At 63.8% G+C, this 21,093-nt stretch carries 19 protein-coding genes; 15 read left to right on the top strand and 4 right to left on the bottom strand.

Translation table 11 applies throughout. The features are described 5' to 3' along the window. Nucleotides 1-69: 69 nt before the first annotated feature. The 5 genes from efp to BCL93_RS07420 all read left to right on the top strand — a co-directional run bounded on the left by efp (nt 70) and on the right by BCL93_RS07420 (nt 5,516). A complete protein-coding gene (gene efp, locus BCL93_RS07440; RefSeq protein ID WP_112054650.1) occupies nt 70-636 on the top strand; it encodes an elongation factor P in 567 nt (188 codons plus the stop codon). Between the two features lie 172 nt (nt 637-808). Further along, nucleotides 809-1,783: an EF-P lysine aminoacylase EpmA gene (gene epmA / locus BCL93_RS07435; RefSeq protein WP_112054649.1), complete on the top strand. Its 975-nt coding sequence runs from the start codon at nt 809-811 to the stop codon at nt 1,781-1,783. A gap of 271 nt (nt 1,784-2,054) precedes the next feature. After that, nucleotides 2,055-2,615, top strand: coding sequence for a sugar dehydrogenase complex small subunit (locus BCL93_RS07430; RefSeq protein ID WP_181463053.1), 561 nt, complete (start codon nt 2,055-2,057; stop codon nt 2,613-2,615). A 2-nt stretch (nt 2,616-2,617) separates the two neighbouring features. Further along, nucleotides 2,618-4,219: a GMC family oxidoreductase gene (locus BCL93_RS07425; protein WP_112054647.1), complete on the top strand. Its 1,602-nt coding sequence runs from the start codon at nt 2,618-2,620 to the stop codon at nt 4,217-4,219. A 1-nt stretch (nt 4,220) separates the two neighbouring features. Further along, a complete protein-coding gene (locus BCL93_RS07420) occupies nt 4,221-5,516 on the top strand; it encodes a cytochrome c (RefSeq protein WP_112054646.1) in 1,296 nt (431 codons plus the stop codon). Nucleotides 5,517-5,656: 140 nt separating this feature from the next. Here the strand turns inward: BCL93_RS07420 and asd are convergent, their stop codons facing one another. The 3 genes from asd to rsgA form a co-directional block, all read right to left on the bottom strand. Next, a complete protein-coding gene (gene asd, locus BCL93_RS07415) occupies nt 5,657-6,511 on the bottom strand; it encodes an archaetidylserine decarboxylase (protein ID WP_112054644.1) in 855 nt (284 codons plus the stop codon). A gap of 66 nt (nt 6,512-6,577) precedes the next feature. Beyond that, nucleotides 6,578-7,408, bottom strand: coding sequence for a sulfurtransferase (locus BCL93_RS07410; protein ID WP_112054642.1), 831 nt, complete (start codon nt 7,406-7,408; stop codon nt 6,578-6,580). Between the two features lie 105 nt (nt 7,409-7,513). Beyond that, nucleotides 7,514-8,548 carry a small ribosomal subunit biogenesis GTPase RsgA gene (gene rsgA / locus BCL93_RS07405; RefSeq protein ID WP_112054640.1) on the bottom strand — a complete coding sequence of 345 codons (1,035 nt, stop codon included), beginning with the start codon at nt 8,546-8,548 and terminating at the stop codon, nt 7,514-7,516. A gap of 58 nt (nt 8,549-8,606) precedes the next feature. On the opposite strand from rsgA, the gene orn reads away from it, so the two are divergent. Beyond that, nucleotides 8,607-9,194, top strand: coding sequence for an oligoribonuclease (orn, locus tag BCL93_RS07400; RefSeq protein ID WP_112054638.1), 588 nt, complete (start codon nt 8,607-8,609; stop codon nt 9,192-9,194). An 88-nt stretch (nt 9,195-9,282) separates the two neighbouring features. Here the strand turns inward: orn and queG are convergent, their stop codons facing one another. After that, nucleotides 9,283-10,422, bottom strand: a complete 1,140-nt coding sequence (queG, locus tag BCL93_RS07395) for a tRNA epoxyqueuosine(34) reductase QueG (RefSeq protein ID WP_112054636.1) — start codon at nt 10,420-10,422, stop codon at nt 9,283-9,285. Between the two features lie 170 nt (nt 10,423-10,592). On the opposite strand from queG, the gene BCL93_RS07390 reads away from it, so the two are divergent. The 9 genes from BCL93_RS07390 to hflC all read left to right on the top strand — a co-directional run bounded on the left by BCL93_RS07390 (nt 10,593) and on the right by hflC (nt 21,011). Continuing rightward, the gene (locus tag BCL93_RS07390; protein WP_112054634.1) at nt 10,593-12,098 is read left to right on the top strand and encodes an NAD(P)H-hydrate dehydratase; all 1,506 of its coding nucleotides are present in this window, start codon (nt 10,593-10,595) and stop codon (nt 12,096-12,098) included. Next, on the top strand, nt 12,076-12,561 hold the full coding sequence (tsaE, locus tag BCL93_RS07385; RefSeq protein ID WP_112054632.1) for a tRNA (adenosine(37)-N6)-threonylcarbamoyltransferase complex ATPase subunit type 1 TsaE: 486 nt from the start codon (nt 12,076-12,078) through the stop codon (nt 12,559-12,561). Before BCL93_RS07390 ends, tsaE begins: the two co-directional genes overlap by 23 nt. Next, nucleotides 12,558-13,994: an N-acetylmuramoyl-L-alanine amidase gene (locus tag BCL93_RS07380; protein ID WP_112054630.1), complete on the top strand. Its 1,437-nt coding sequence runs from the start codon at nt 12,558-12,560 to the stop codon at nt 13,992-13,994. The genes tsaE and BCL93_RS07380 overlap by 4 nt, the downstream gene beginning before the upstream one ends. A gap of 90 nt (nt 13,995-14,084) precedes the next feature. Beyond that, nucleotides 14,085-16,067, top strand: a complete 1,983-nt coding sequence (gene mutL, locus BCL93_RS07375) for a DNA mismatch repair endonuclease MutL (protein ID WP_112054628.1) — start codon at nt 14,085-14,087, stop codon at nt 16,065-16,067. An 8-nt stretch (nt 16,068-16,075) separates the two neighbouring features. Further along, entirely contained in the window at nt 16,076-17,029 is a 954-nt protein-coding gene (gene miaA, locus BCL93_RS07370; RefSeq protein ID WP_112054751.1) for a tRNA (adenosine(37)-N6)-dimethylallyltransferase MiaA, read from the top strand. A gap of 127 nt (nt 17,030-17,156) precedes the next feature. Then, a complete protein-coding gene (gene hfq / locus BCL93_RS07365; protein ID WP_092522408.1) occupies nt 17,157-17,402 on the top strand; it encodes an RNA chaperone Hfq in 246 nt (81 codons plus the stop codon). A 14-nt stretch (nt 17,403-17,416) separates the two neighbouring features. Next, on the top strand, nt 17,417-18,733 hold the full coding sequence (hflX, locus tag BCL93_RS07360; RefSeq protein ID WP_112054626.1) for a ribosome rescue GTPase HflX: 1,317 nt from the start codon (nt 17,417-17,419) through the stop codon (nt 18,731-18,733). Nucleotides 18,734-18,891: 158 nt separating this feature from the next. Further along, nucleotides 18,892-20,127 (top strand): FtsH protease activity modulator HflK, encoded by a 1,236-nt coding sequence (hflK, locus tag BCL93_RS07355; protein ID WP_112054624.1) that lies wholly within the window; start codon nt 18,892-18,894, stop codon nt 20,125-20,127. After that, nucleotides 20,127-21,011: a protease modulator HflC gene (gene hflC / locus BCL93_RS07350; RefSeq protein ID WP_112054622.1), complete on the top strand. Its 885-nt coding sequence runs from the start codon at nt 20,127-20,129 to the stop codon at nt 21,009-21,011. The genes hflK and hflC overlap by 1 nt, the downstream gene beginning before the upstream one ends. Nucleotides 21,012-21,093 lie beyond the last annotated feature (82 nt).

The following is a 21,093-nucleotide window of genomic DNA, read 5'->3' as shown; positions in this document are numbered from 1 at the left end:
GCCCGCGTCACATTTTCGATTCACGTCCGGCAAATGGCCGGCGTGACCAACAATTATCGGTGAGGAATCATGGCGAGCTATTCTACCAACGAATTCAAGGGCGGTCTGAAGGTGATGCTCGATGGCGACCCCTGCGCGATCGTTGAGAACGACTTCGTCAAGCCGGGCAAGGGCCAGGCCTTCAACCGGGTCAAACTACGCAACCTGATGACCGGTCGTGTCTGGGAGCGCACCTTCAAGTCTGGCGATTCCCTTGAAGCCGCTGACGTCCTCGAGCTGGAAATGGAATACCTCTATTCCGACGGCGACATGTGGTACTTCATGAAGACCGATGGCTCCTTCGAGCAGTACGCGGTCGAGAAGCGCGCCCTGGCCGAGACCGAGAAGTGGCTCAAGGAGCAGGTGCCCTACACCGTGACGTTGTGGAACGACAACGCCATCACCGTCACCGCGCCGAATTTCATCGAGCTTGAAGTCACCGAGACCGACCCCGGCCTCAAGGGCGACACTGCGCAGGGCGGCTCCAAGCCGGCGACGCTGTCCTCCGGCGCCGTGGTGCGCGTGCCGCTGTTCATCAATGAGGGCGAGGTGCTCAAGATCGATACGCGCTCCGGCGACTACGTCTCCCGCGCCTGAGCCGGTCGCGAATCCACCCTGTTTATTCAGACCTGTTTATTTAGGACTGCTTATTCAGACTTATGGATTAAGCTCCATGAAGGCCACGCCGATACGGCGTGGCCTTCGTGTTTTCCGAGCAGAAGTTGAGTAGAAGTGGAGCTCAGCTTGAGTACCGTTTTAGGAGAGTTTTATGGCAACCGATTGGCGCCCCTCGGCCGAGATCGCGACCCTGCGCGAGCGTGCCCGGCTGCTTGGTAAGGTGCGAGCCTTCTTCGCGGCACGCGACGTGCTCGAGATCGACACGCCGGTGCTCGGTCATGGCGGCAGCACCGATGTGCATCTCGACTCCCTGTCCTGCGAGGCGACGACGCCCTCAGGCCGAGAGCGACTGTGGTTGCAGACTTCGCCGGAATTCCACATGAAACGCTTGTTGGCGGCCGGCAGCGGGCCCATCTTCCAGCTCGCCCGCAGCTTTCGCGACGGCGAGGTGGGCACGCGCCACAACCTCGAATTTACCATGCTCGAGTGGTATCGCCCGGGCTTCACACTTGCCGCTTTGATCGACGAGACCGATGCTCTGATTCGCGACGTGTTGCCCCATAATCCCGGCCCGCAGCGCCGGTACCGCTACCGCGATCTCTTCCGCGAAGGCCTCGCCATCGACCCCTTCACGGAAGACCTCGATGCACTGCGCAGTCTGGCCAGTACGCAAGGCGGGCTCGACATGGCCGATGCGCAGAGAGATGACTGCCTGGATCTGCTGATGAGCCTTGCCATCGAGCCGACCCTTGGCCGCGAAGGGCCGGACGTGGTGGTCGACTACCCGGCCAGCCAGGCCGCGCTGGCCAGGCGCCACCAGGACCCGGAGGACGGCGCCTGGGTGGCCTCGCGTTTCGAGGTCTATCTCGATGGGCTGGAACTCGCCAACGGATATGACGAGCTGACCGACGCCTGCGAACAACAGGCACGTTTCCTCGAGGACAATATCGCCCGCCGGGCGCTTGGCAAGCCAGAAGTGGATGTTGACGAGCGTCTGCTGGCGGCGCTTCGCTCAGGCATGCCCTCGGGCAGTGGAGTGGCTCTGGGTCTCGACCGGCTGCTTCAACTGGCGCTTGGCAAGGGTAGCGTCGCCGAGGTGATGGCCTTCGCCACCCCGCGAGCATGAAGGCCGATGTTACCGGTAACCAATGTAACGGGTAGGTCACCTGATTCAGAGAGGATATTTTGCCTAAAGGTTATTAAAGTGATCATGGCAGAGGGGTAAGGGGGGCAGTATAGGGAACCGGTTGGCTTACCCTGGACCGCAAGCGACGCCCGGGCAGCTCGGGATAATGGAAGTTCCTGGTAGCTCCTGATAGCATGCTAACTAATTCTACCTTATTTGAATGCGTCAACCCGGCGCGTACTCCCCACCGCATCTTATAGAGGACGACAGGATGACGACCTCGTCTGGCGATATGCCGCTTGCCTCGAGCGACGGCCCCGCATCGCGGCTCGCGCTAAGTCGCCGTAGCCTGCTCAAGCATTCCCTGGGCGTCGGCGCCATTCCCTTGATGCCCGGCCTGGCGCTGGCTCAGCAGGGGAATGAGGCGGATGCCCCCTTTGAACGTTTCATGCGCTTGTCGCGCCAACTGACCACGCGAGCTGGTCTCGATGAAGAGCAGGGCAAACGGCTCTTCGAGGTGCTGTCGCGTCACTGGGTCACACTCGATGACGATCTCGCTTACCTGGATGAGGCCTTTCAGGCAGACACGGTCAGCCTGACAACGGCGCATCGCAGCGTGGCCAATCGTTTGCTGTCGGCGTGGTACACGGGCGTGGTCGGCAAGATGCCGAAGGCCGAATTGGTCACCTACCAGCAGTCGCTGATGTTTGATGCCGTCTCCGATGTGTTGGTGATTCGCAGTTACTGCCCGAATCGGCCGGGTTATTGGGCCGAGGAGCCGCCGGCTGCCGATCCGACCGCCATATCGACCACCACCAAGCAGGGAGCCTGAGCATGGCTGAAACAGCATCCGCCGATGTCGTCGTGATCGGTTCTGGCGTGGCCGGAGCGCTGATTGCCCACCGCATGGCCGAGGCCGGCAAATCAGTGATCATGCTCGAGGCGGGGCCGCGCATGCCGCGCTGGCAGATCGTCGAGCGCTTTCGCAACCAGCCCAACAAGATGGACTTCATGGCGCCGTATCCGTCCAGTGATTATGCGCCGCATCCGATGGCGAGCCCCGATAACGGCTACCTGGTGCAGAAGGGCGAGCAGGCCTACGACGCTCAGTACATCCGCGCTGTCGGCGGTACGACCTGGCACTGGGCTGCGGCGGCCTGGCGCTTTTTACCAAGCGACCTGAAGCTCAAGAGCCTGTATGGCGTGGGCCGCGACTGGCCAATCGACTACGCCACCCTGGAACCCTATTACCAGCGCGCTGAGGAAGCGCTGGGTGTCTGGGGGCCCAACGATATTGATCTGGGCTCGCCGCGCAGCGCTCCTTACCCGATGGAACCGCTGCCGCTGTCCTACAACGATCAGCGGGTTTCCGAAGTGCTCAATGGCAATGGCTTTAACATGGTCACCGAGCCGGTGGCGCGCAACAGCCGACCCTACGACGGCAGGCCGACCTGCTGTGGCAACAACAACTGCATGCCCATCTGTCCGATCGGAGCCATGTACAACGGCATCTTCCACGTCGAAAAGGCCGAGCGTGCCGGGGCCCAGTTGATCGATCAGGCGGTGGTGCATCGTATCGAGGCGGGCGATAACGGCCGCATCACAGCGGTGCATTACAAGGACCCGCAGGGCGACGAGCACCGCGTAGAAGGGCGCGAGTTCGTGCTGGCCGCCAACGGCATCGAGATTCCCAAGCTGATGCTGATCTCGACCAGCGCGGCCTACCCGGATGGCATCGGCAATTCTTCCGGCATGGTCGGCCGCAACCTGATGGACCATCCGGGAACTGGGGTGCGTTTCTTCGCCAACGAGAAGCTGTGGGCCGGCCGGGGGCCCCAGGAAATGACCTCGATCGTCAGCTGGCGCGACGGCGATTTCCGCAGTGACTTCGCCGCCAAGAAACTGCATATGTCGAACATCTCGCGCACGACGCCGATGACCAACGAGATCCTCGCCGAGGATACCCTGCGTCTGGGGCCGGAACTGGACCAGGAGATTCGCGACCGGGCCTCGCGCTACGTGCAGTTCGACAGCTTTCATGAATTGCTGCCGCATCCCGAAAATCGCATTGTGCCGAGCAGCGAGAAGGATGCGTTGGGTATTCCCAAGCCGGAATTCCACTACGCCATCGATGATTACGTGAAGCGCAGCGCGGCGCATACCCGCGAGCAGTACGCCCGCATTGCCGAACTAATGGGTGGCACCGATGTGCAGTTTCGCGACGACTATTCGAACAACCAGCACATCTGCGGCACCGTGCTGATGGGTGACGACCCCACGGATTCGGTGGTCGACGGTGACTGCCGTTGCCACGATCACGAGAACCTGTCGATCGCCAGCAGCGGCACCATGCCGACGGTGGGCTCGGTGAACTGCACCCTGACCATCGCCGCGCTGGCTCTGCGCATCGCCGACCGTCTGCAAGGGGAGGTATGACATGACGCGCTTTGCTAAATGGAGCTCCGTCCTGCCAACCCTGGCACTGGCGGCAACGACGGCTTACGCCCAGCAGCCGGTCGATGACGCTCAGGTCGAAAAAGGCGCCTATCTTGCCAAGGCCGGTGACTGCACGGCCTGCCACACGGCCCCAGAGGGCGAGCCTTTCGCGGGTGGCCTGCCGATGTCGACCCCGGTCGGCACCATCTATTCGACCAACATCACGCCGGACAAAGAGACCGGCATCGGCCGCTATACGGTCGAAGACTTCGCCAACGCCCTGCGTAACGGCGAGGCAAGGGACGGGCATCAGCTGTATCCGGCCATGCCCTATCCGTCCTTTTCGACCCTCACCGATGAGGATGTCGAGGCGCTGTATGCCTATTTCCAGCATGGCGTCGAGCCGGTGGCGAAAGAGAATCGTGACAGCGACATCTCTTGGCCGCTGAACATGCGCTGGCCGCTGAACATCTGGGCCTGGGTGTTTGCTCCGGACGAGGTCGGCTTCACGCCGGATGCCTCGCAGAGCGATGAGTGGAACCGCGGGGCCTATCTGGTCGAGGGGCTGGGGCACTGCGGCACCTGCCATACCCCGCGCGGTATCGCCTTCCAGGAGAAAGGATATGAGGCCGGGGATGAGGACTATCTCGCCGGCGCTGAGCTGGATGGCTGGTATGCCTTCAACATCACCAGCGACGAGGACCACGGGGTGGGTGACTGGAGCGACGAGCAACTGGTCACCTATCTCGAGTCTGGCAGTGTGCCCGGTAAAGCCCAGGCGGCCGGGCCGATGGGGGAAGCGATCGAGCACAGCCTGCGGTTCCTGAAGCGCGACGATTTGCAGGCCATCGCGACCTACCTCAAGTCAGTGCCGGCGGTCAGCGAGGCGGGGCCGAGTCGCTTTACGCAGGGGCAGCCGGCCGATGACGTCGCCAGGCTGCGCGGTGTTGATCTTACCGAGGATGCCCCGCAGGACCAGGGGGCGCGGCTCTACCTGGGGGCCTGCGCAAGCTGTCACGGGGCGTCTGGGCAGGGGTCCCAGGATGGGCATTATCCGCCGCTGATCAACAACAGCGTCATGGGTAGTACGCATCTGGGCAACCTGACCCAGGTGGTCCTGCACGGCATCCAGCGCGAGACCAACGACGGTGAATTGCTGATGCCGGCGCTGGATCAGGACATCAGCAATGATGAGGCGGCAAGCCTGATGGCGTACCTGGTAGAGCAGTTCGGTTATCCGGATGCCGAGGCGCCGTCGGCTGAGCGGATCGCTGAGTTGCGTGAGGCAGAGCACTAGGCGCCTGGCCCTCGCCACGACGATAGCGGCTGATACGACAACGCCCCCGCCGGTTCGGCCATACCGAATCTGCGGGGGCGTTTTTGATGGTTCATCACCGTTTGCCGGGGCGCTGCCGGCGGTCTACTCGGGACGCGCCTTCAGGATGTCTGAGGCGCGTGATGGGGAATCTCGCCGAGGCGTTCGCCCATGCGCACGCTGGCATCGAGCTCGGCGGCATCAAAGCTGGCCTCGTGGCCAAAGCACATCACGACCGTCGAGCCTAGCTTGAAGCGTCCCATCTCGGCGCCTTTTTCCAGGGTGATCGGTTCATCGAAGCGAATGCTCTGCACCTGGTCACTCAGCGGAGTAATCTGGCCGGCCCATACCGTCTCGATGGCGGCGACGATCATGGCACCCACCAGCACCATGGCCAGCGGCCCCTCTTCGGTATCGAAGATGCACACCAGCCGTTCGTTGCGGGCGAACAGTCCCGGCACATGATCGGCGGTGGCCTGATTGACCGAGAAAATACGCCCCGGCACATAGACCATCTCCTTGAGGGTGCCGGTCAGCGGCATGTGCACGCGATGGTAGTCGCTGGGCGACAGGTAGACGGTGGCGAAGCTGCCCTGACGGAAGGGTGCGGCCCGGTGCGTGTCGCCGCCCAGCAGGCTGGTCAGCGAGTAGGCCTGACTCTTGGCCTGGATCTGGGTGCCATGATGGGTGCGTCCGAACTGTGACAGGGTGCCGTCGGCGGGCGAGACCAGTCCTTCGGCGACGGGGCGTGCTCCCTTGCGCAGTGCGCGGGTGAAGAAGTCGTTGAAGCAAGCGTAGGCGGTCGGGTCCGGCTCGGCCGCCTCGTCCATGTCGACCTTGAAGCGCTTGATGAAGGCGCGGATCAGGGCATTCTTCAGCCAGCTCAGGCGAGTCTCGGCAAACCAGCCCACCGTCCGAGAGATCAGGTGGTGGGGCAGGGGATACTGGATCAGGGCAAACAGCTTGTCGCGTGTCACGTAGGGTGTCCGTTGGTGTTCGATGAGGCGTCGATCATGGCTCGACCGGTGCTCGAAGTGTGTCGATCAGTGCTCGATCGGCGTGTCGTCGCGGTTTCCCCAGTCCTTCCAGGACCCGGGGTAGGCGCGCATCTTGGTGAAGCCCAGCGCCTTGCCGGCAAGCCAGGTCAGGCCGCTGCGGTGGTGGCTCTGGCAGTGGGTGGCAATTTCCATGTCAGGGGTCAGGCCCAGGGCGTCGAGCTCGGTGACGAGTTCGGCATAGTCGCGGATGCGAAGGGCGTTGTCGCGATCCATGACGTCGAGCCAGTCCAGATTGACCGCGCCAGGAATATGGCCCAGATGCTTGTTCTGGCCCTTCTCGCCGTCATATTCGGCGCGCGAACGGGCATCCCAGACGGCGAAGTTTTTGTCGCTCAGGCGCTCCTGAATCGTCTCGGCGTCGATGCTCACCTCGGGGTGCAGTATCTCGGCCTCGTAGTGGCTGAGCACAGGCTCGTGAGGCTGGATCTCGGTGGCGAGCTCTTGCTGGCGCCAGGCGTGGATGCCGCCGTTGAGATAGGAGTAGCGGTTGTGGCCGATCAGCTCCAGGGTCCACAGCAGGCGCCCGGCCCAGCCGCCGCCCTCGTCGTCATAGGCCACCACATGGGTGTCGCGATCCAGCCCCAGCGAGGAGAACAGCGCCGAGAGCTGCTCGACGCTTGGCGTGTCGTTGGGCACGTCACCGCTGCCGAGCAGCAGATGTTTGTAATCGAGGAAGACCGCGCCGGGCACGTGGCCTTCCAGGTAGCTGTCAGCCTTCGCCGGGACATCGATGATCAATAAATCCGGGTGGCCAAGCCGCGCCTCGAGTTGCTCGGGTTCGACGATCAACGGCAGCAGGTTGTCTTCGGAACTCATGGGTCACGCCTCGTGGTGAATTAGGGAATGCCAGGATCATGTCACAGCCGCCGGGCCGGTTTCTAATGCTCGGTAGCCGGTTATTCGGGAGCCTAGCGTGTTGATTCAGTGGCCAGGGGTGTTGAGGCTTTCGAGGATGCGCCGGTAGCTGTCGAAGCGAGCCGCCTCGATATCGCCGCGCTCCACGGCGGCCAGCAGGGCACAGCCGGGCTCCTGGCGATGGCGACAGTCACGAAAGCGGCAGTGGCCGAGATGGTCGCGAAACTCGATAAAGCCCTGAGTGACTTCGTCTTCGGTCAGGTGGCCCAGGCCGAACTCGCGAATGCCCGGCGAGTCGATCAGCTCACCGCCGTCATCCGCGACAGGCGAGGGCAGCCGGTAAAGGCGGGCGGTGGTGGTCGTGTGGGTGCCCTTGCGGGAATCCTCGGAGAGCGCGCCGATGCGCAGCGCTTCATCGGGTAACAGGCGGTCGATAAGCGAGGACTTACCCACCCCGCTCTGGCCGACGAACACTGAGGTTCGCTCGGTCAGGCGGGCGTGCAGGGCATCCAGGCCGTCCGGGCGCTGGGTAGTCGCCTCGACTACCGGATAGCCCAGCGCTTCATAGCGGTCAAGCAGTGCCTTGAGCTCACCGCCATCGTCGGGCAGCAGGTCGATCTTGTTGAGCACCAGCACAGGCGCAATGCCGGTGGCCTCGGCGGCCACCAGGTAGCGATCGATCAGGTTGGCATGCGGAGCCGGCTCGACGGCGAAGACGATCAGGATCTGGTCGATATTGGCCGCCACCGGCTTGAGCTGACCACGGGCATCGGGGCGTTCGAGTACGTTGTCGCGCTCACCCCGCGCCACCACGACGCCGCTGCCTTCTTCCCCCAGGCGCCATACCACCCGGTCGCCGGTGACCAGGCTCTCGAGGTTGGCGCGCAGGTGGCAGCGGTAGTGGGTGCCATCTTCGCTTGCGGCGACGGCCAGGCTGCGGCCGAAGTGTGCGATCACCCGACCCTCGCGTTCGGGGCCGTACTCGCCGGCGCCGAGGGCGGCGTCGTCATCGACGTCGTGGCGGCTCGCACGCTTGGTGCGCTCGGCCTGGATCTTCTCGATGCGCCAGCGCTGCTGGCGGGTTAACTTGCGTTTGCTCATGCGGGCCCAAGGGTCTGTACAATGGCCTTCATTGTAACCACCCAGGAGACACCCCACCATGGCCGATGAGCAAGGCGCGCCGCGTAATGACCGTTTGATCTGGATCGATCTGGAAATGACCGGTCTGGACCCTAATCGCGAGCGCATCATCGAGATCGCCACCCTGATCACCGACAGCGAGCTGAACCTGATCGCGGAAGGCCCGGCGCTGGCTGTTCATCAGTCTGACGCCCTGTTGAATGGCATGGATGATTGGAACCAGAAGACCCATGGCGATTCGGGGTTGATCGAGCGCGTCAGGAAAAGCTCCATCGACACCGCCGCCGCCGAGCGCCAGACCCTCGAATTCCTGGCCGCTCACGTGGTGCCGGGCACTTCGCCGATGTGTGGCAACAGCGTGCACCAGGACCGGCGCTTCCTGGAGCGCGAGATGCCCGAGCTGCTGGCCTTCTTCCACTATCGCAACATCGATCCCTCGACCCTCAAGGAACTGGCCAAGCGCTGGAACCCGGGCGCTCTTGCGGGGTTCGAGAAGAAGGGCACTCACCAGGCACTGGATGACATTCGCGAATCCGTCGCCGAGCTTGCCCACTATCGCCGGACCTTCCTGCAGCCGCCGAACCTGGTGCGGGACGAGGAAGAGTAACCGGCAGGCAAAAAAGGTTTGGTAAGAGGTCGCAGGCAAGCAGAAACTCAGCGTCGCCGATAGGGCGGCGCCAGCGAGGCGCCTGTGACTAGAGAATCCGCTGGGCGCGTTTGTCACGCTGGCGTTCAAGCGCCCAGCGCACATGCTCGCGCACCAGATCTGAGGGGTAGGCCAGCCGCGCCTTGAGCGCGGCCTCCACGGTCTCGCTCCAGGGCGCGTTGCCAAGCCCCACTGCCAGGTTGCGCAGCCAGCGCTCGTAGCCGATGCGCCGAATCGCACTGCCCGCGGTCTTGTCCAGGAACTCTTCTTCACTCCAGGCGAACAGCCGAGTCAGTGCGATGCGGTCTAGGTCATGGCGGGGCGCGAAGTCCTCTTCCTGACTGGCCCGGGTGAAGCGGGTGAAGGGGCAGACCAGCTGGCAGTCGTCGCAGCCGTAGACTCGATTGCCCATCGCCTCCCGGTATTGCTCGGGAATGGCACCGTGCAGCTCAATGGTCAGGTAGGAAATGCAGCGCCTGGAGTCGACGACCTTGTCGTCGACGATGGCCCCGGTGGGGCAGGCGGTGCGGCAGGATGAGCACTTGCCGCAGTGCTCGGTCTCGAAGGGCGCATCAACCGGCAGCGGCAGGTCGGTGTAGAGCTCACCGAGGAAAAACAGCGAGCCCGCCTGTGGGTTGAGCAGCATGGCGTTCTTGCCGAACCAGCCGAGCCCGGCCTTCTGTGCCAGGGCCCGCTCCATCACCGGTGCCGAATCGACGAAGGCTCGGTAACCGAAGGCTCCCACCTCGGCCTCGATGCGCTTGGCAAGGGTGGCCAGGCGCTTTCTGATCAGCTTGTGATAGTCACGGCCCAGTGCGTAGCGCGAGACATAGGCGATGTCTGGCTTGCCCAGCACCTTGGTGGTCTCGACCTCCGGGGGCAGGTAGTCCATGCGTGCGCTGATTACGCGCAGCGTTCCGGGCACTAGCTCTTCCGGGCGGGTGCGCTTGGTGCCGTGCTTCTCCATGAAGCCCATCTCGCCATGATATCCCGCCGCCAGCCAGCGCTCGAGATAGCGCTCGTGGCTGGAGAGGTCCGTGTCGGTGATGCCGAGTTCCTGAAAGCCCAGTTCGCGCCCCCAGACCTTGATCTTGGCAGCGAGTGCGGCCAGGTCGGCATCGGATAGCGCTTTTGCGCCAGATGACGCTTGTTGGGCTGATGGCGCTTGTTGGGAGGCAGTGGTCGACATGTGGCGTGGGTCACGGCTAGACGAGTGGCTGAATCGGGGCTAATCGGGAGCTGAGCCGGCGGAAAAGCGTGGCGACTAAGGTTGGCTTGAGTAGCTGCTTAAGTTCCGATGGGGCGACAGGCGCCCACACCCTACACTAGTCTCTGGAAGTCGTCATTGAGGAGCCAAGCATGCAGAACGAGGCAGGACGCCCGCTCTATCGAGCCGCTCAGGTAAGGGAGCTGGACAAGCGCACTATCGCCGCGGGCATAAAGGGGTTTGCGCTGATGCAGCGTGCCGCCATGGCGGCCTATCGTGGGCTGCGCCAGCGCTGGCCGGCGGTCAGGCATTTGAGCGTGCTGTGCGGCGCCGGCAACAACGCCGGTGACGGCTATGTGATCGCCGCCCTGGCGGCCCTCGATGGCCTCGAGGTGCAACTCTATAGTCTTCGCGATCCTGGGTCGCTCGAGGGTGATGCCGGCCGGGCGGTGGAGATGGCCCGCCAGGCGGGCGTCGGCATCAGCCCCTGGCAGCCCCAGGCCGCGCTCGACGGCGAGCTGATCGTCGATGCGCTGCTGGGCACAGGGCTTGCCGGCGAGGTGCGTGAGCCCTTTGCTTCGGCAATCGACGCGATCAATGCTAGCGCGCGACCGGTTTTATCGGTGGATATTCCCTCAGGGCTCTCGGCGGACACGGGGGCGGCGATGGGCTCGGCGGTGCGGGCTCATCTGACTATCACCTTTATCGCCGATAAGCTCGGTTTACAGACCGGTGCCGGTCCGGCCTGCTGCGGCGAGGTGCAGTTCGAGTCGCTGGGCGTCGCGTCACTTGATCATGACGATATCGAACCGGCGGCCTGGCGGCTGGGTGCTGAGACAGCCCTGCCGCCTCGTGCCCAGGATAGCCACAAGGGTGACTTCGGCCATGTGCTGGTGATCGGCGGCGCGCCGGGTTTTGGCGGGGCCGCGCTGCTTGCGAGTCAAACCGCGGCACGATTGGGTGCCGGCAAGGTGAGCCTGGCTACTGCCCCTGAACACGTCACGGCGAGCCTTGTGCGCTGTCCGGAGGTGATGGTGCATGGCGTACACAGCGCCAACGATCTGGGCAGGCTGTTGAGCGCTGCGACGGTGTTGGTCGTGGGTCCTGGGCTGGGGGTTGGTGCCTGGGGTCAGGCCATGCTGCGGGTGGCGCTGGACGCTGGCAAGCCGCTGGTGGTGGATGCCGACGCCCTGACCCTGCTGGTCAGCCTCTGGCCTTCGCTCAGGCGAGAGGACTGGCTGCTGACACCGCATCCCGGCGAGGCGGCGAGGCTGCTTGCCAGCAGCGGGGCAGAGATTCAGGCCGACCGTCCGGCGGCGGCAAGGGCCTTGGTCGATCGCTATGGTGGTGCGGTGGTGCTCAAGGGCTCCGGCAGCTTGATCGCCGATGGCAAGGGCCTGGCGGTGTGCCCCTTTGGCAACCCTGGCATGGCCAGTGGCGGCATGGGGGATGCCCTATCCGGCATGCTGGGGGCCTTGATCGCCCAGGGGCTCACCCTGTCGGCGGCCGCTCGGCTTGGCGTAGTGCTGCACGCGCGAGCGGCGGATCAGGCCGCGGCGGCCGGCGGGGAGCGTGGTTTGCTGGCCGGTGATCTGGCATCCTATGCGCGACGATTGATCAATGGCAGGACAAACGATGCGCGTGATACTTCCGGATGAACAGACTCAGGTCGCCTTCGGCGAGGCTCTTGGGCTAGCCCTCAAGGGCCGCGGGCAGGTCCATCTGGAAGGTGAACTGGGTGCCGGCAAGACCACCTTGACTCGCGGTGTGCTGCGCGCGTATGGGCACAAGGGTGCGGTCAAGAGCCCGACCTACACGCTGGTCGAACCTTATGAGCTCGGCGACGTCCATATTCAACACTTTGACCTTTATCGGCTGGGCGATCCCGAGGAGCTCGAGTTCACGGGGGCCCGGGACCTCTTGGGCGATGACCAGTTGAGCCTGATCGAGTGGCCGAGCCGGGGTGCCGGCTGGCTGCCGGTGCCGGATCTGCGTGTCTGTCTCGAGGTGTTGCCCTCCGGGCGCAGTGCCTTGCTCGATGCCGACAGCGAGTGGGGGCGGGTGGTGCTTGCGCGGCTCGCCGACTGGCCCCCCAATAAGGATGTTTCGACGACACCATGAATGTGATTGCTACCCTTTCAGGCGTCGGGCGGCGCTACCTCAAGCGTTTGGCCAGCACCGCGCTGCTGCTGGCAGTAACCTGGTGCGCCCTGACGGGGCCTGCCTTGGCCGCTGACGTCGACAACATGCGTCTGTGGGCGGCACCCGACCATGCCAGACTGGTGTTCGACCTGTCCTCGCCGGTCGATGCGGACGTTTTTACCCTAGAAAACCCTGACCGGCTGGTGATCGATCTCGCGGACAGCAAACTGCAGGCCGATAGTGCGACCCTGAACCTCGACGGTAGTGCCATCACCGCGGTGCGCACGGGCGTTCGAGCCGGCAACGATCTGCGGGTGGTGCTGGACCTCGAGCGCCGCGTCGAGCCACGCCACTTTTCCCTGAGTCCCAATGATCAGTATGGCCACCGTCTGGTGGTGGATCTCGAATACCCGGGCGAAAGCGCCGTCAAAGACCCGATCGAGGACATGATCCGCGCTCAGGAGCAGAACGCCCAGCCGGCCCAGGCGACCAGCCAGGCCAGTGCAGCGCCGCATCCCAAGCGCGACATCATCATCGCGGTGGATGCCGGCCACGGTGGGGAAGACCCGGGGGCCATTGGCAGCCGCGGTACACGCGAGAAAGATGTGGTGCTGGATATCGCCCGCTCCCTGAAGCGCATCATCGATGCCGCGCCGGGCTTTCGTGCGGTGATGATCCGTGACAGCGACTACTATGTCGGGCTCAGAGAGCGGACCCGCATCGCCCGCGAACAGAAGGCCGACTTCTTCGTCTCGATCCATGCCGATGCCTTCTCGAGTGCGAGGCCCAAGGGCAGCTCGGTATTTGCGCTGTCCCAGCGCGGCGCCACCTCGGAGACCGCCAAATGGCTCGCCAACAGCGAGAACCGCGCCGACTTGATCGGCGGGGTCGACGGCAACTTATCGTTGCGCGACAAGGATGAAGTGCTGCGTGGCGTGCTGCTGGACCTGACCATGACGGCGACCCTCAATGACTCCCTGGCCATCGGCGGGCAGGTGCTCGATCGCCTCAAGCAGGTCAATCCGCTGCACAAGCCTCGGGTCGAACAGGCGGGCTTCGTGGTGTTGAAGTCGCCGGATATTCCCTCGCTGCTGGTCGAGACCGGTTTTATCTCGAACCCTCAGGAAGAGCGCCGCCTGAGTGACCCATCCCACCAGCGCAAGCTGGCCCAGGCCGTCTTCTCCGGCATCGAGGCGCACTTCACCCGCAATCCGCCACCGGGCAGCCTGCTGGCCTGGCAGCGCGATCAGGGACGGGGGCAGGCCAGCAATGAGTACCGCATCCAGCCCGGCGACACCCTCTCCGAAATCGCCGCCCGCCATCAGGTGCCGGTTGCCATGCTCAAGCAGGCCAACCAGATCAACGGTGACGATATCCGAGTGGGCCAGGTGCTGCGTATACCGCGTTCCTGAGGCTCAAGGTGGCCCTTTCCAGATGCTGTAGTTATGTACTGTAGTTACGTACTGTAGTTACGTACTGTCGATATATACTGTAGAGATGCTATGACAGACAGGCATGCCATCCAGGTGCTCGATCCGCGCTTGGCCAACCAGATTTCCGCCGGTGAGGTGGTCGAGCGTCCGGCCTCGGTGATCAAGGAACTCGTCGAGAACGCCATCGATGCCGGCAGCCGGCGCATCGAGCTGGAGCTCGAGGCGGGCGGTGCGCGGCTGATCAAGGTGCGCGACGATGGCTCCGGCATCAGCGAGGATGACCTGCCGCTGGCCTTGGCACGCCATGCGACCAGCAAGATCACCTCGCTCGATGACCTCGAAGGGGTGGCGAGCCTGGGGTTTCGCGGCGAGGCGCTGGCGTCGATCAGCGCGGTGTCACGGCTGGAGCTGACCTCAAACGTTACCGACGACCCGCGAGAGGGCTGGCGGGTGGTGGCCGAGGGGCGGCGCATGGAGCCCCGGGTCACGCCGGCACCGCATCCTCGCGGTACCTCGGTCATCGTGCGCGACCTGTTTTTCAATACCCCGGCGCGACGCAAGTTCCTGCGTACTGAAAAGACCGAGTTCGGTCATGTCGAAGAAGGGTTTCGGCGCCTGGCGCTGTCGCGTTTCGACATCGGCTGGACCCTGCGGCACAACCAGAAGACCCTGCACCAGCTTCGCCCCGGTGATGACGGTGCATCCCGAGAGCGTCGCATCGGCGCGCTGCTCGGCAACAAGTTCCTGGAAAACGCCCTGCATCTGGATATCGAGGCCAGTGGCCTGCGACTGTGGGGCTGGGTAGGGCTACCAACGCATTCTCGCGCCCAGGCCGATCAGCAGTATTTCTTCGTCAATGGCCGGGTGGTCCGCGATCGACTGGTGGCCCACGCGGTTCGTCAGGCCTATCGGGACGTGCTTTTCCACGGCCGTCACCCGGTGTTCGTGCTCTATCTGGAGCTCGACCCTTCGGTGGTCGATGTCAACGTGCATCCCACCAAGCATGAGGTGCGCTTCCGTGATGGCCGCCTGGTGCATGACTTCCTGTTCTCGAGCCTGCATCGGGCGCTTGGCGAGGTGCGCCCCAACAGCGATGCTCCCGGTGCAGATGAAGTGGCGGGTGAGTCAGGCGCTGTGTCTGCGGTCGATGGTGAGGGAGGTGCCCAGGGCGTGTCTCAGTCTGGCTCAGTTGACGGTGGGGCAAGCGAGTCGGGCGATGCCGGTCGCTGGCAGCAGCAGCCGATGGCGCTGCGCCCGTCAAGCGACGAGCGCCACCCCGGCGCCAATAAGGTTCGCGAATTCATGGCCGGCTACCACGCTCTGCACCCGGATCATGAAGAGAGCCTGCTGACCCCACAGACCATGCCGCCCGGAGGCGTGGCCGCCGGCACGGCACTCGCCGAGCGGGAAGAGGTCAGAGCTGCCCGAGAGCCCGCACCACCGATGCCCGAAGACGATGCCACACAAGCGCCGCCCATGGGCTATGCCGTTGCCCAGCTGCACGGTGTCTATATTCTCGCTCAGACCGAGCGGGGCATGGTGGTCGTGGATATGCATGCGGCCCATGAGCGAATCACCTATGAGCGCATGAAGACTCAGGTGCACGGCGATGCCCTCGAGGCGCAGCCGCTGCTGGTGCCGGTGTCGCTGGCGGCGAGCCCTGCCGAGGTGGCCACCGCCGAATCAGAGCGCGAGGCCTTCACTCGCCTGGGGGTCGAGCTCGACGTGGCGGGCCCCGAGACGCTGCTGGTGCGTCAGGTGCCGACCCTGCTCGCCGATGCCGATGTCGAGCCGCTGATTCGTGACATGCTCGGCGACCTCGAACGCTACGGCCGTTCGGATCGTCTCGAGGCCCATATCAACGAGCTGCTCTCGACCATGGCCTGCCATGGCAGCGTGCGTGCCAACCGGCGGCTGTCGATCGCCGAAATGAACGCCCTGCTGCGTGACATGGAGCGTACCGAGCGCAGCGGTCAGTGCAATCATGGTCGCCCGACCTGGTTCGAGATGTCGATGCACGAGCTCGACAAGCGTTTCCTGCGGGGGCAATGATGAACGCCATGACAACGACCGGCGAGGCGGACAACCGCCCGCTGGCGATCCTGCTGATGGGCCCTACCGCCGCCGGCAAGACCGATCTAGCCATGGCACTGCACGAGCGCCTGGGCTGCGAGCTGATCAGCGTCGACTCGGCGATGGTCTACCGCGGTATGGATATTGGCACCGCCAAACCAAGCGCCGAGGAGCTCGCCCGGGCGCCGCACCGGCTGATCGATATCCGCGACCCGGCCGATCCCTATTCGGCGGAGGATTTTCGTCAGGATGCCTTGCGCGAGATGGCAGCCATCAGCGAGACCGGCGGCATTCCGCTGCTGGTCGGCGGCACCATGATGTATTACAAGCACCTCACCGAGGGGGTGGCCAACCTGCCGAGCAGCGATCCCGAGGTGCGCGCCGGCATCGAGGCACTGGCTGCCGAGGGCGGGCTTTCCGCTGTGCATGAGGCGCTAGCCGAGGTCGATCCGGCATCGGCGCAGCGCATCCATGTCAACGATCCCCAGCGGCTGATGCGGGCGCTGGAAGTGCAGCGCATCAGCGGCCGAGCGATGACAGAGCTATGGCGAGAGCAGCGCCGTGAAACCTTTCCCTACCGTACGTTGTCAATCGCCGTGTCACCCAGCGAGCGTGCCGTGCTTCACTGGCGTATCGCCCAGCGCTTCGATGCCATGCTGGCGGGCGATTTCCTCGAAGAAGTCGCCGCCCTGCGTGAGCGTGTCGATCTGCATCCGGGGCTGCCTTCGATGAAGAGCGTCGGTTATCGACAGGCATGGGAGCATCTGGACGGTCACTACGGCCGGGAGGAGTTTCGCGAGCGAGGGGTGATTGCCACCCGTCAGCTGGCCAAGCGCCAGTTGACCTGGCTGCGCCGCTGGCCCGACCTGCATTGGGTCGACAGCCAGGGCGCAGACCCGCTCGAAGAGGTTCTGAATCTCGTGCGCCACTGCGGGACATAGCGTAAGATAGATGGTTGGATTGGTTCGCACTTTTCGAGCCGCACACTATCCGTGCCGAGGAACGGCAAGCACCGTGCCAAAGCCGATAAAAATGACATCAGCTAAGAGACAGATTAGGGAGAGCAAAATGTCCAAGGGGCAATCCCTCCAAGACCCGTACCTGAATATTCTGCGCAAGGAGCGCATTCCGGTATCGATCTTCTTGGTCAACGGTATCAAGTTGCAGGGACAGATCGAGTCCTTCGATCAGTTCGTGATCCTGCTGCGCAATACTGTCAGCCAGATGGTGTACAAGCACGCAATCTCGACGGTCGTGCCGTCGCGCAACGTGCGCCTGCCTGCCCAGGATACTGCGGTGGCCCAGGAAAGCTGATCACGAGGTATTGATTGTTTTTTGAACGTCCCGACGCCGGAGAGACGGCGATCCTCGTCCATGTCGACTTCCAGGACGAGAAGGAGCGCGAAGACCCGGGGGAATTCCTCGAGCTTGTGCGCTCCGCTGGTGCCGAGCCGGCTACCCTGATGCAGGGCAGCCGGAGCCGGCCCGATTCCCGCACATTCATCGGTAGTGGCAAGCTCGAGGAGCTCAAGGAGCTGCGCGAGATTCACCACGCCGAATTGGTGATCTTCAACCACGCCCTGAGTCCTTCCCAGCAGCGCAACGTCGAGCAGGCGTTGAAGTGCCGGGTGCTCGACCGTACCGGGTTGATCCTCGATATCTTCGCCCAGCGTGCGCGGACCCATGAAGGCAAGCTGCAGGTCGAACTGGCCCAGCTCGAGTACATGTCCACGCGCCTGGTGCGCGGCTGGACCCACCTCGAGCGCCAGAAGGGCGGTATCGGTCTGCGCGGGCCGGGTGAAACCCAGCTCGAGACCGACCGTCGTCTGCTGCGCGGGCGTATCAAGTCGATTCATAAACGGCTCGACAAGGTGCGCTCCCAGCGTGAGCAGAATCGTCGTGCGCGCGCCAAGGCGGAGATCCCCAGCGTTTCGCTGGTGGGCTACACCAACGCCGGCAAGTCCACGCTGTTCAACAGCGTGACCGAGGCCAGCGTGTTCGCCGCCGACCAGCTCTTCGCGACGCTTGATCCGACCCTGCGCCGGCTCGAGATCGACGATGTAGGACCGGTGGTGCTGGCCGATACCGTGGGCTTCATCCGCCACCTGCCGCACAAGTTGGTCGAAGCCTTTCGTGCCACCCTGCAGGAGGCCGCCGAGGCCAGCCTGCTGGTGCATGTGATCGATGCCGCCGACCCGGATCGTGAGCTCAACGTGGCCCAGGTCGAAGGCGTGCTAGAGGAAATCGGTGCCGATGAGGTGCCGTGCCTGAGGGTGATGAACAAGATCGACCTGTTCGACAGTGCGCCACGCATCGAACGTGACGGCGAGGGTCGCCCCATGTCGGTATGGGTGTCGGCCCAGCAGGGCCTGGGGCTCGATCTTTTGCAGCAGGCGCTTTCCGAGTGCCTCGCCGAGGACGTGCTGGACACCTCTCTGGCGCTGTCGCCCGAGCAGGGCAAGCTGCGTGCCGGCCTGCATGAGCTGGGTGCCGTTCGCGAGGAGCATTTCGATGAGCAGGGTCGCTCGCTGCTCGATATCCGCCTGCCCAGGCGTGAGTTCATGCAGCTGATGGCGCGCCTCGGCGAGAAGGCCGAGACCTACCTGCCTCCCGAAGAGCAGGAAAAACCGGTCTGGGAGCCTTGAGGGTTTTCTGATACCCGTCATTGAGGGCAAGATGGCAGCTTAACGCTGCCGGCGGGATGGCCGGGGCACCGAACAGGACATGACGATCGCATCGCATGTCGGGTCGAGGCGCGAGAGCCTCGACCCTCGACGCAGTCAACGCAGAGTGGAGAATACGTATGGCTTGGAATGAGCCTGGTGGAGGCAAGCAGCATGACCCCTGGAGTGGGGGCGGCCGACGCGGCGGTAATGGCGGCGGCAATAATGGGGGCGGAGGCAACAATCAGGGGCCTCCCGACCTCGATGAAGCCCTGAAGAAATTCCAGGACAAGATCAACAGCCTCCTGGGCGGCCGCGGCAAGCGCAGCGGTGGCGGTGGCAACTCGGGAGGCGGTCGTCGCAACACCTTCGCTCTGCCGGGTCTGTTGATCGTGATCGCGTTGGCCGTGTGGGCAGCCTCCGGGTTCTACCTGGTCGACCAGTCAGAGCGTGGCGTGGTGCTGCGCTTCGGTAAGTTCCAGGAAATCGTCACGCCGGGCCTGCACTGGAATCCGCCGCTGGTGGATGACGTGCGCATGGTCAACGTGACTCGTGTGCGTTCGCTGACGCAGACGCAGTCGATGCTGACGCAGGACGAGAATATCGTTTCCGTCGAGATATCGGCTCAGTACCAGGTCTCCAATCCGCGTGACTTCGTGCTCAATGTCCGCAATCCCGAAGTCAGCCTCGAGAATGCTCTGGACTCCGCCCTGCGTCATGTGGTCGGCGGTACCGAGATGATCGATATCCTGACCTCCGGACGTGAGATCCTCGGCAGTGCGGTAAGCAGCCGTTTGCAGTCCTACCTGGACAGCTATGGCACGGGGCTGCTCTTGCAGACCATCAACATCGAATCGACTGCGCCGCCGGATGCCGTGCAGGACGCCTTCGATGACGTGATTCGTGCTCGTGAGGATCGCCAGCGCACCATCAACGAAGCCATGGCGTATGCCAACGCGATCATTCCCGCGGCTCAGGGTCAGGCACAGCGTCTGCTCGAACAGGGCCAGGGCTATCGCGAATCGGTAGTAGCCGAGGCTCAGGGTAAGGCCAACCGCTTCAACTCGCTGCTGACCCAGTACAAGGGTGCACCGGGCGTGATGCGTGAGCGTCTCTACCTCGACACCATGAGCGACGTCTTGGGCCGTACCGACAAGGTGCTGGTCGATGCCGATTCGAGCCCGATGATGTACCTGCCGCTGGATCAGCTGCGTTCAGGCAGCAAGTCGGGGCAGAACGGCCAGAACAACCAGGATGCCAATGCTCAGAATGTCGACCCTCAGCTGCTGGAGCGCCTGCGTGGCCAGGGCCAGCAGTCCAATCGCAGTTCAAGTTCCAGCAATAGCACCAGCGGTATCCAGAGGGAGGGCCGGTAATGATCAATAATCGCTCCCTGCTGATCGTCGGCGGCCTCGCAGCCGTCGCCTGGTTGGCCAGCAACAGCCTGTACATCGTCGATGAAACCCAGCGCGCGGTGAAGCTGCGCTTCGGTGAGGTCATCGAGGAGAACATTCAGCCTGGCCTTCACGTGAAGATTCCGATTACCCAGACGGTACGGACCTTCGATACCCGTGTGCTGACGCTGGATACCGACGCCAGCCGCTACCTGACACTCGAGCAGAAAGCGGTCATCGTCGACTCCTACGTCAAGTGGCAGGTGGTCAACCCGACCCGCTACTACGAGGCTACCGCCGGGGACGAGATGATGGCCGTACGCCTGATTCAGCCCCGCGTCGACGAGAGCCTGCGTAACGAGTTCGGTCGCCTGAACCTGCAGCAGATCATCTCCGAGCGTCGTGATGACCTGATGACCGCGCCGACCAAGGAACTCGACAACCTGATGCGTGACGAGCTGGGTGTGGCGATTCGCGATATTCGCGTCAAGCGTATCGATCTGCCCGAGGATGTGTCCTCCGCGGTCTACTCGCGGATGCGCTCCGAGCGTGAGCGTCAGGCACGGGAATGGCGCGCGCAGGGCCAGGAAGAGGCCGAGCGTATTCGCGCCAATGCCGATCGTCGCCGCCAGGTGCTGCTGGCGCAGGCTCAGTCGCGCTCCGAGACCCTTCGTGGCGAGGGTGATGCCGAGGCCGCCGCGATCTACTCGGATGCCTACCAGCAGGATGAGGAGTTCTACTCCTTCTGGCGCAGCCTCGATGCCTACCGCGAGAGCTTCAGCAGTGGTGGCAACATGATGGTGCTCGACCCGTCGAGCGACTTCTTCCGCTACCTCAAGAGCCCGTCACCTCAAGGCGGGGAATGATGCTGGTGGCGTGAATCTGCGCCAGCGTGATTCTGCACGAACAGTGCAGTGAGCGGGGCGATCAGCGCCCCGCTCAGGGTTC

The organism is Onishia taeanensis, from assembly GCF_003268885.1.
Classification (GTDB): domain Bacteria; phylum Pseudomonadota; class Gammaproteobacteria; order Pseudomonadales; family Halomonadaceae; genus Onishia; species Onishia taeanensis_A.
This window is presented reverse-complemented; position numbering and strand designations above follow the sequence as displayed.

Coding starts and splice junctions, on each gene's coding strand:
- efp (WP_112054650.1), top strand. CDS start 70: ATGGCGAGCTATTCTACCAACGAATTCAAGGGCGGTCTGAAGGTGATG.
- epmA (WP_112054649.1), top strand. CDS start 809: ATGGCAACCGATTGGCGCCCCTCGGCCGAGATCGCGACCCTGCGCGAG.
- BCL93_RS07430 (WP_181463053.1), top strand. CDS start 2,055: ATGACGACCTCGTCTGGCGATATGCCGCTTGCCTCGAGCGACGGCCCC.
- BCL93_RS07425 (WP_112054647.1), top strand. CDS start 2,618: ATGGCTGAAACAGCATCCGCCGATGTCGTCGTGATCGGTTCTGGCGTG.
- BCL93_RS07420 (WP_112054646.1), top strand. CDS start 4,221: ATGACGCGCTTTGCTAAATGGAGCTCCGTCCTGCCAACCCTGGCACTG.
- BCL93_RS07410 (WP_112054642.1), bottom strand. CDS start 7,408: ATGAGTTCCGAAGACAACCTGCTGCCGTTGATCGTCGAACCCGAGCAA.
- rsgA (WP_112054640.1), bottom strand. CDS start 8,548: ATGAGCAAACGCAAGTTAACCCGCCAGCAGCGCTGGCGCATCGAGAAG.
- orn (WP_112054638.1), top strand. CDS start 8,607: ATGGCCGATGAGCAAGGCGCGCCGCGTAATGACCGTTTGATCTGGATC.
- queG (WP_112054636.1), bottom strand. CDS start 10,422: ATGTCGACCACTGCCTCCCAACAAGCGCCATCAGCCCAACAAGCGTCA.
- BCL93_RS07390 (WP_112054634.1), top strand. CDS start 10,593: ATGCAGAACGAGGCAGGACGCCCGCTCTATCGAGCCGCTCAGGTAAGG.
- tsaE (WP_112054632.1), top strand. CDS start 12,076: ATGCGCGTGATACTTCCGGATGAACAGACTCAGGTCGCCTTCGGCGAG.
- BCL93_RS07380 (WP_112054630.1), top strand. CDS start 12,558: ATGAATGTGATTGCTACCCTTTCAGGCGTCGGGCGGCGCTACCTCAAG.
- mutL (WP_112054628.1), top strand. CDS start 14,085: ATGACAGACAGGCATGCCATCCAGGTGCTCGATCCGCGCTTGGCCAAC.
- miaA (WP_112054751.1), top strand. CDS start 16,076: ATGACAACGACCGGCGAGGCGGACAACCGCCCGCTGGCGATCCTGCTG.
- hfq (WP_092522408.1), top strand. CDS start 17,157: ATGTCCAAGGGGCAATCCCTCCAAGACCCGTACCTGAATATTCTGCGC.
- hflK (WP_112054624.1), top strand. CDS start 18,892: ATGGCTTGGAATGAGCCTGGTGGAGGCAAGCAGCATGACCCCTGGAGT.
- hflC (WP_112054622.1), top strand. CDS start 20,127: ATGATCAATAATCGCTCCCTGCTGATCGTCGGCGGCCTCGCAGCCGTC.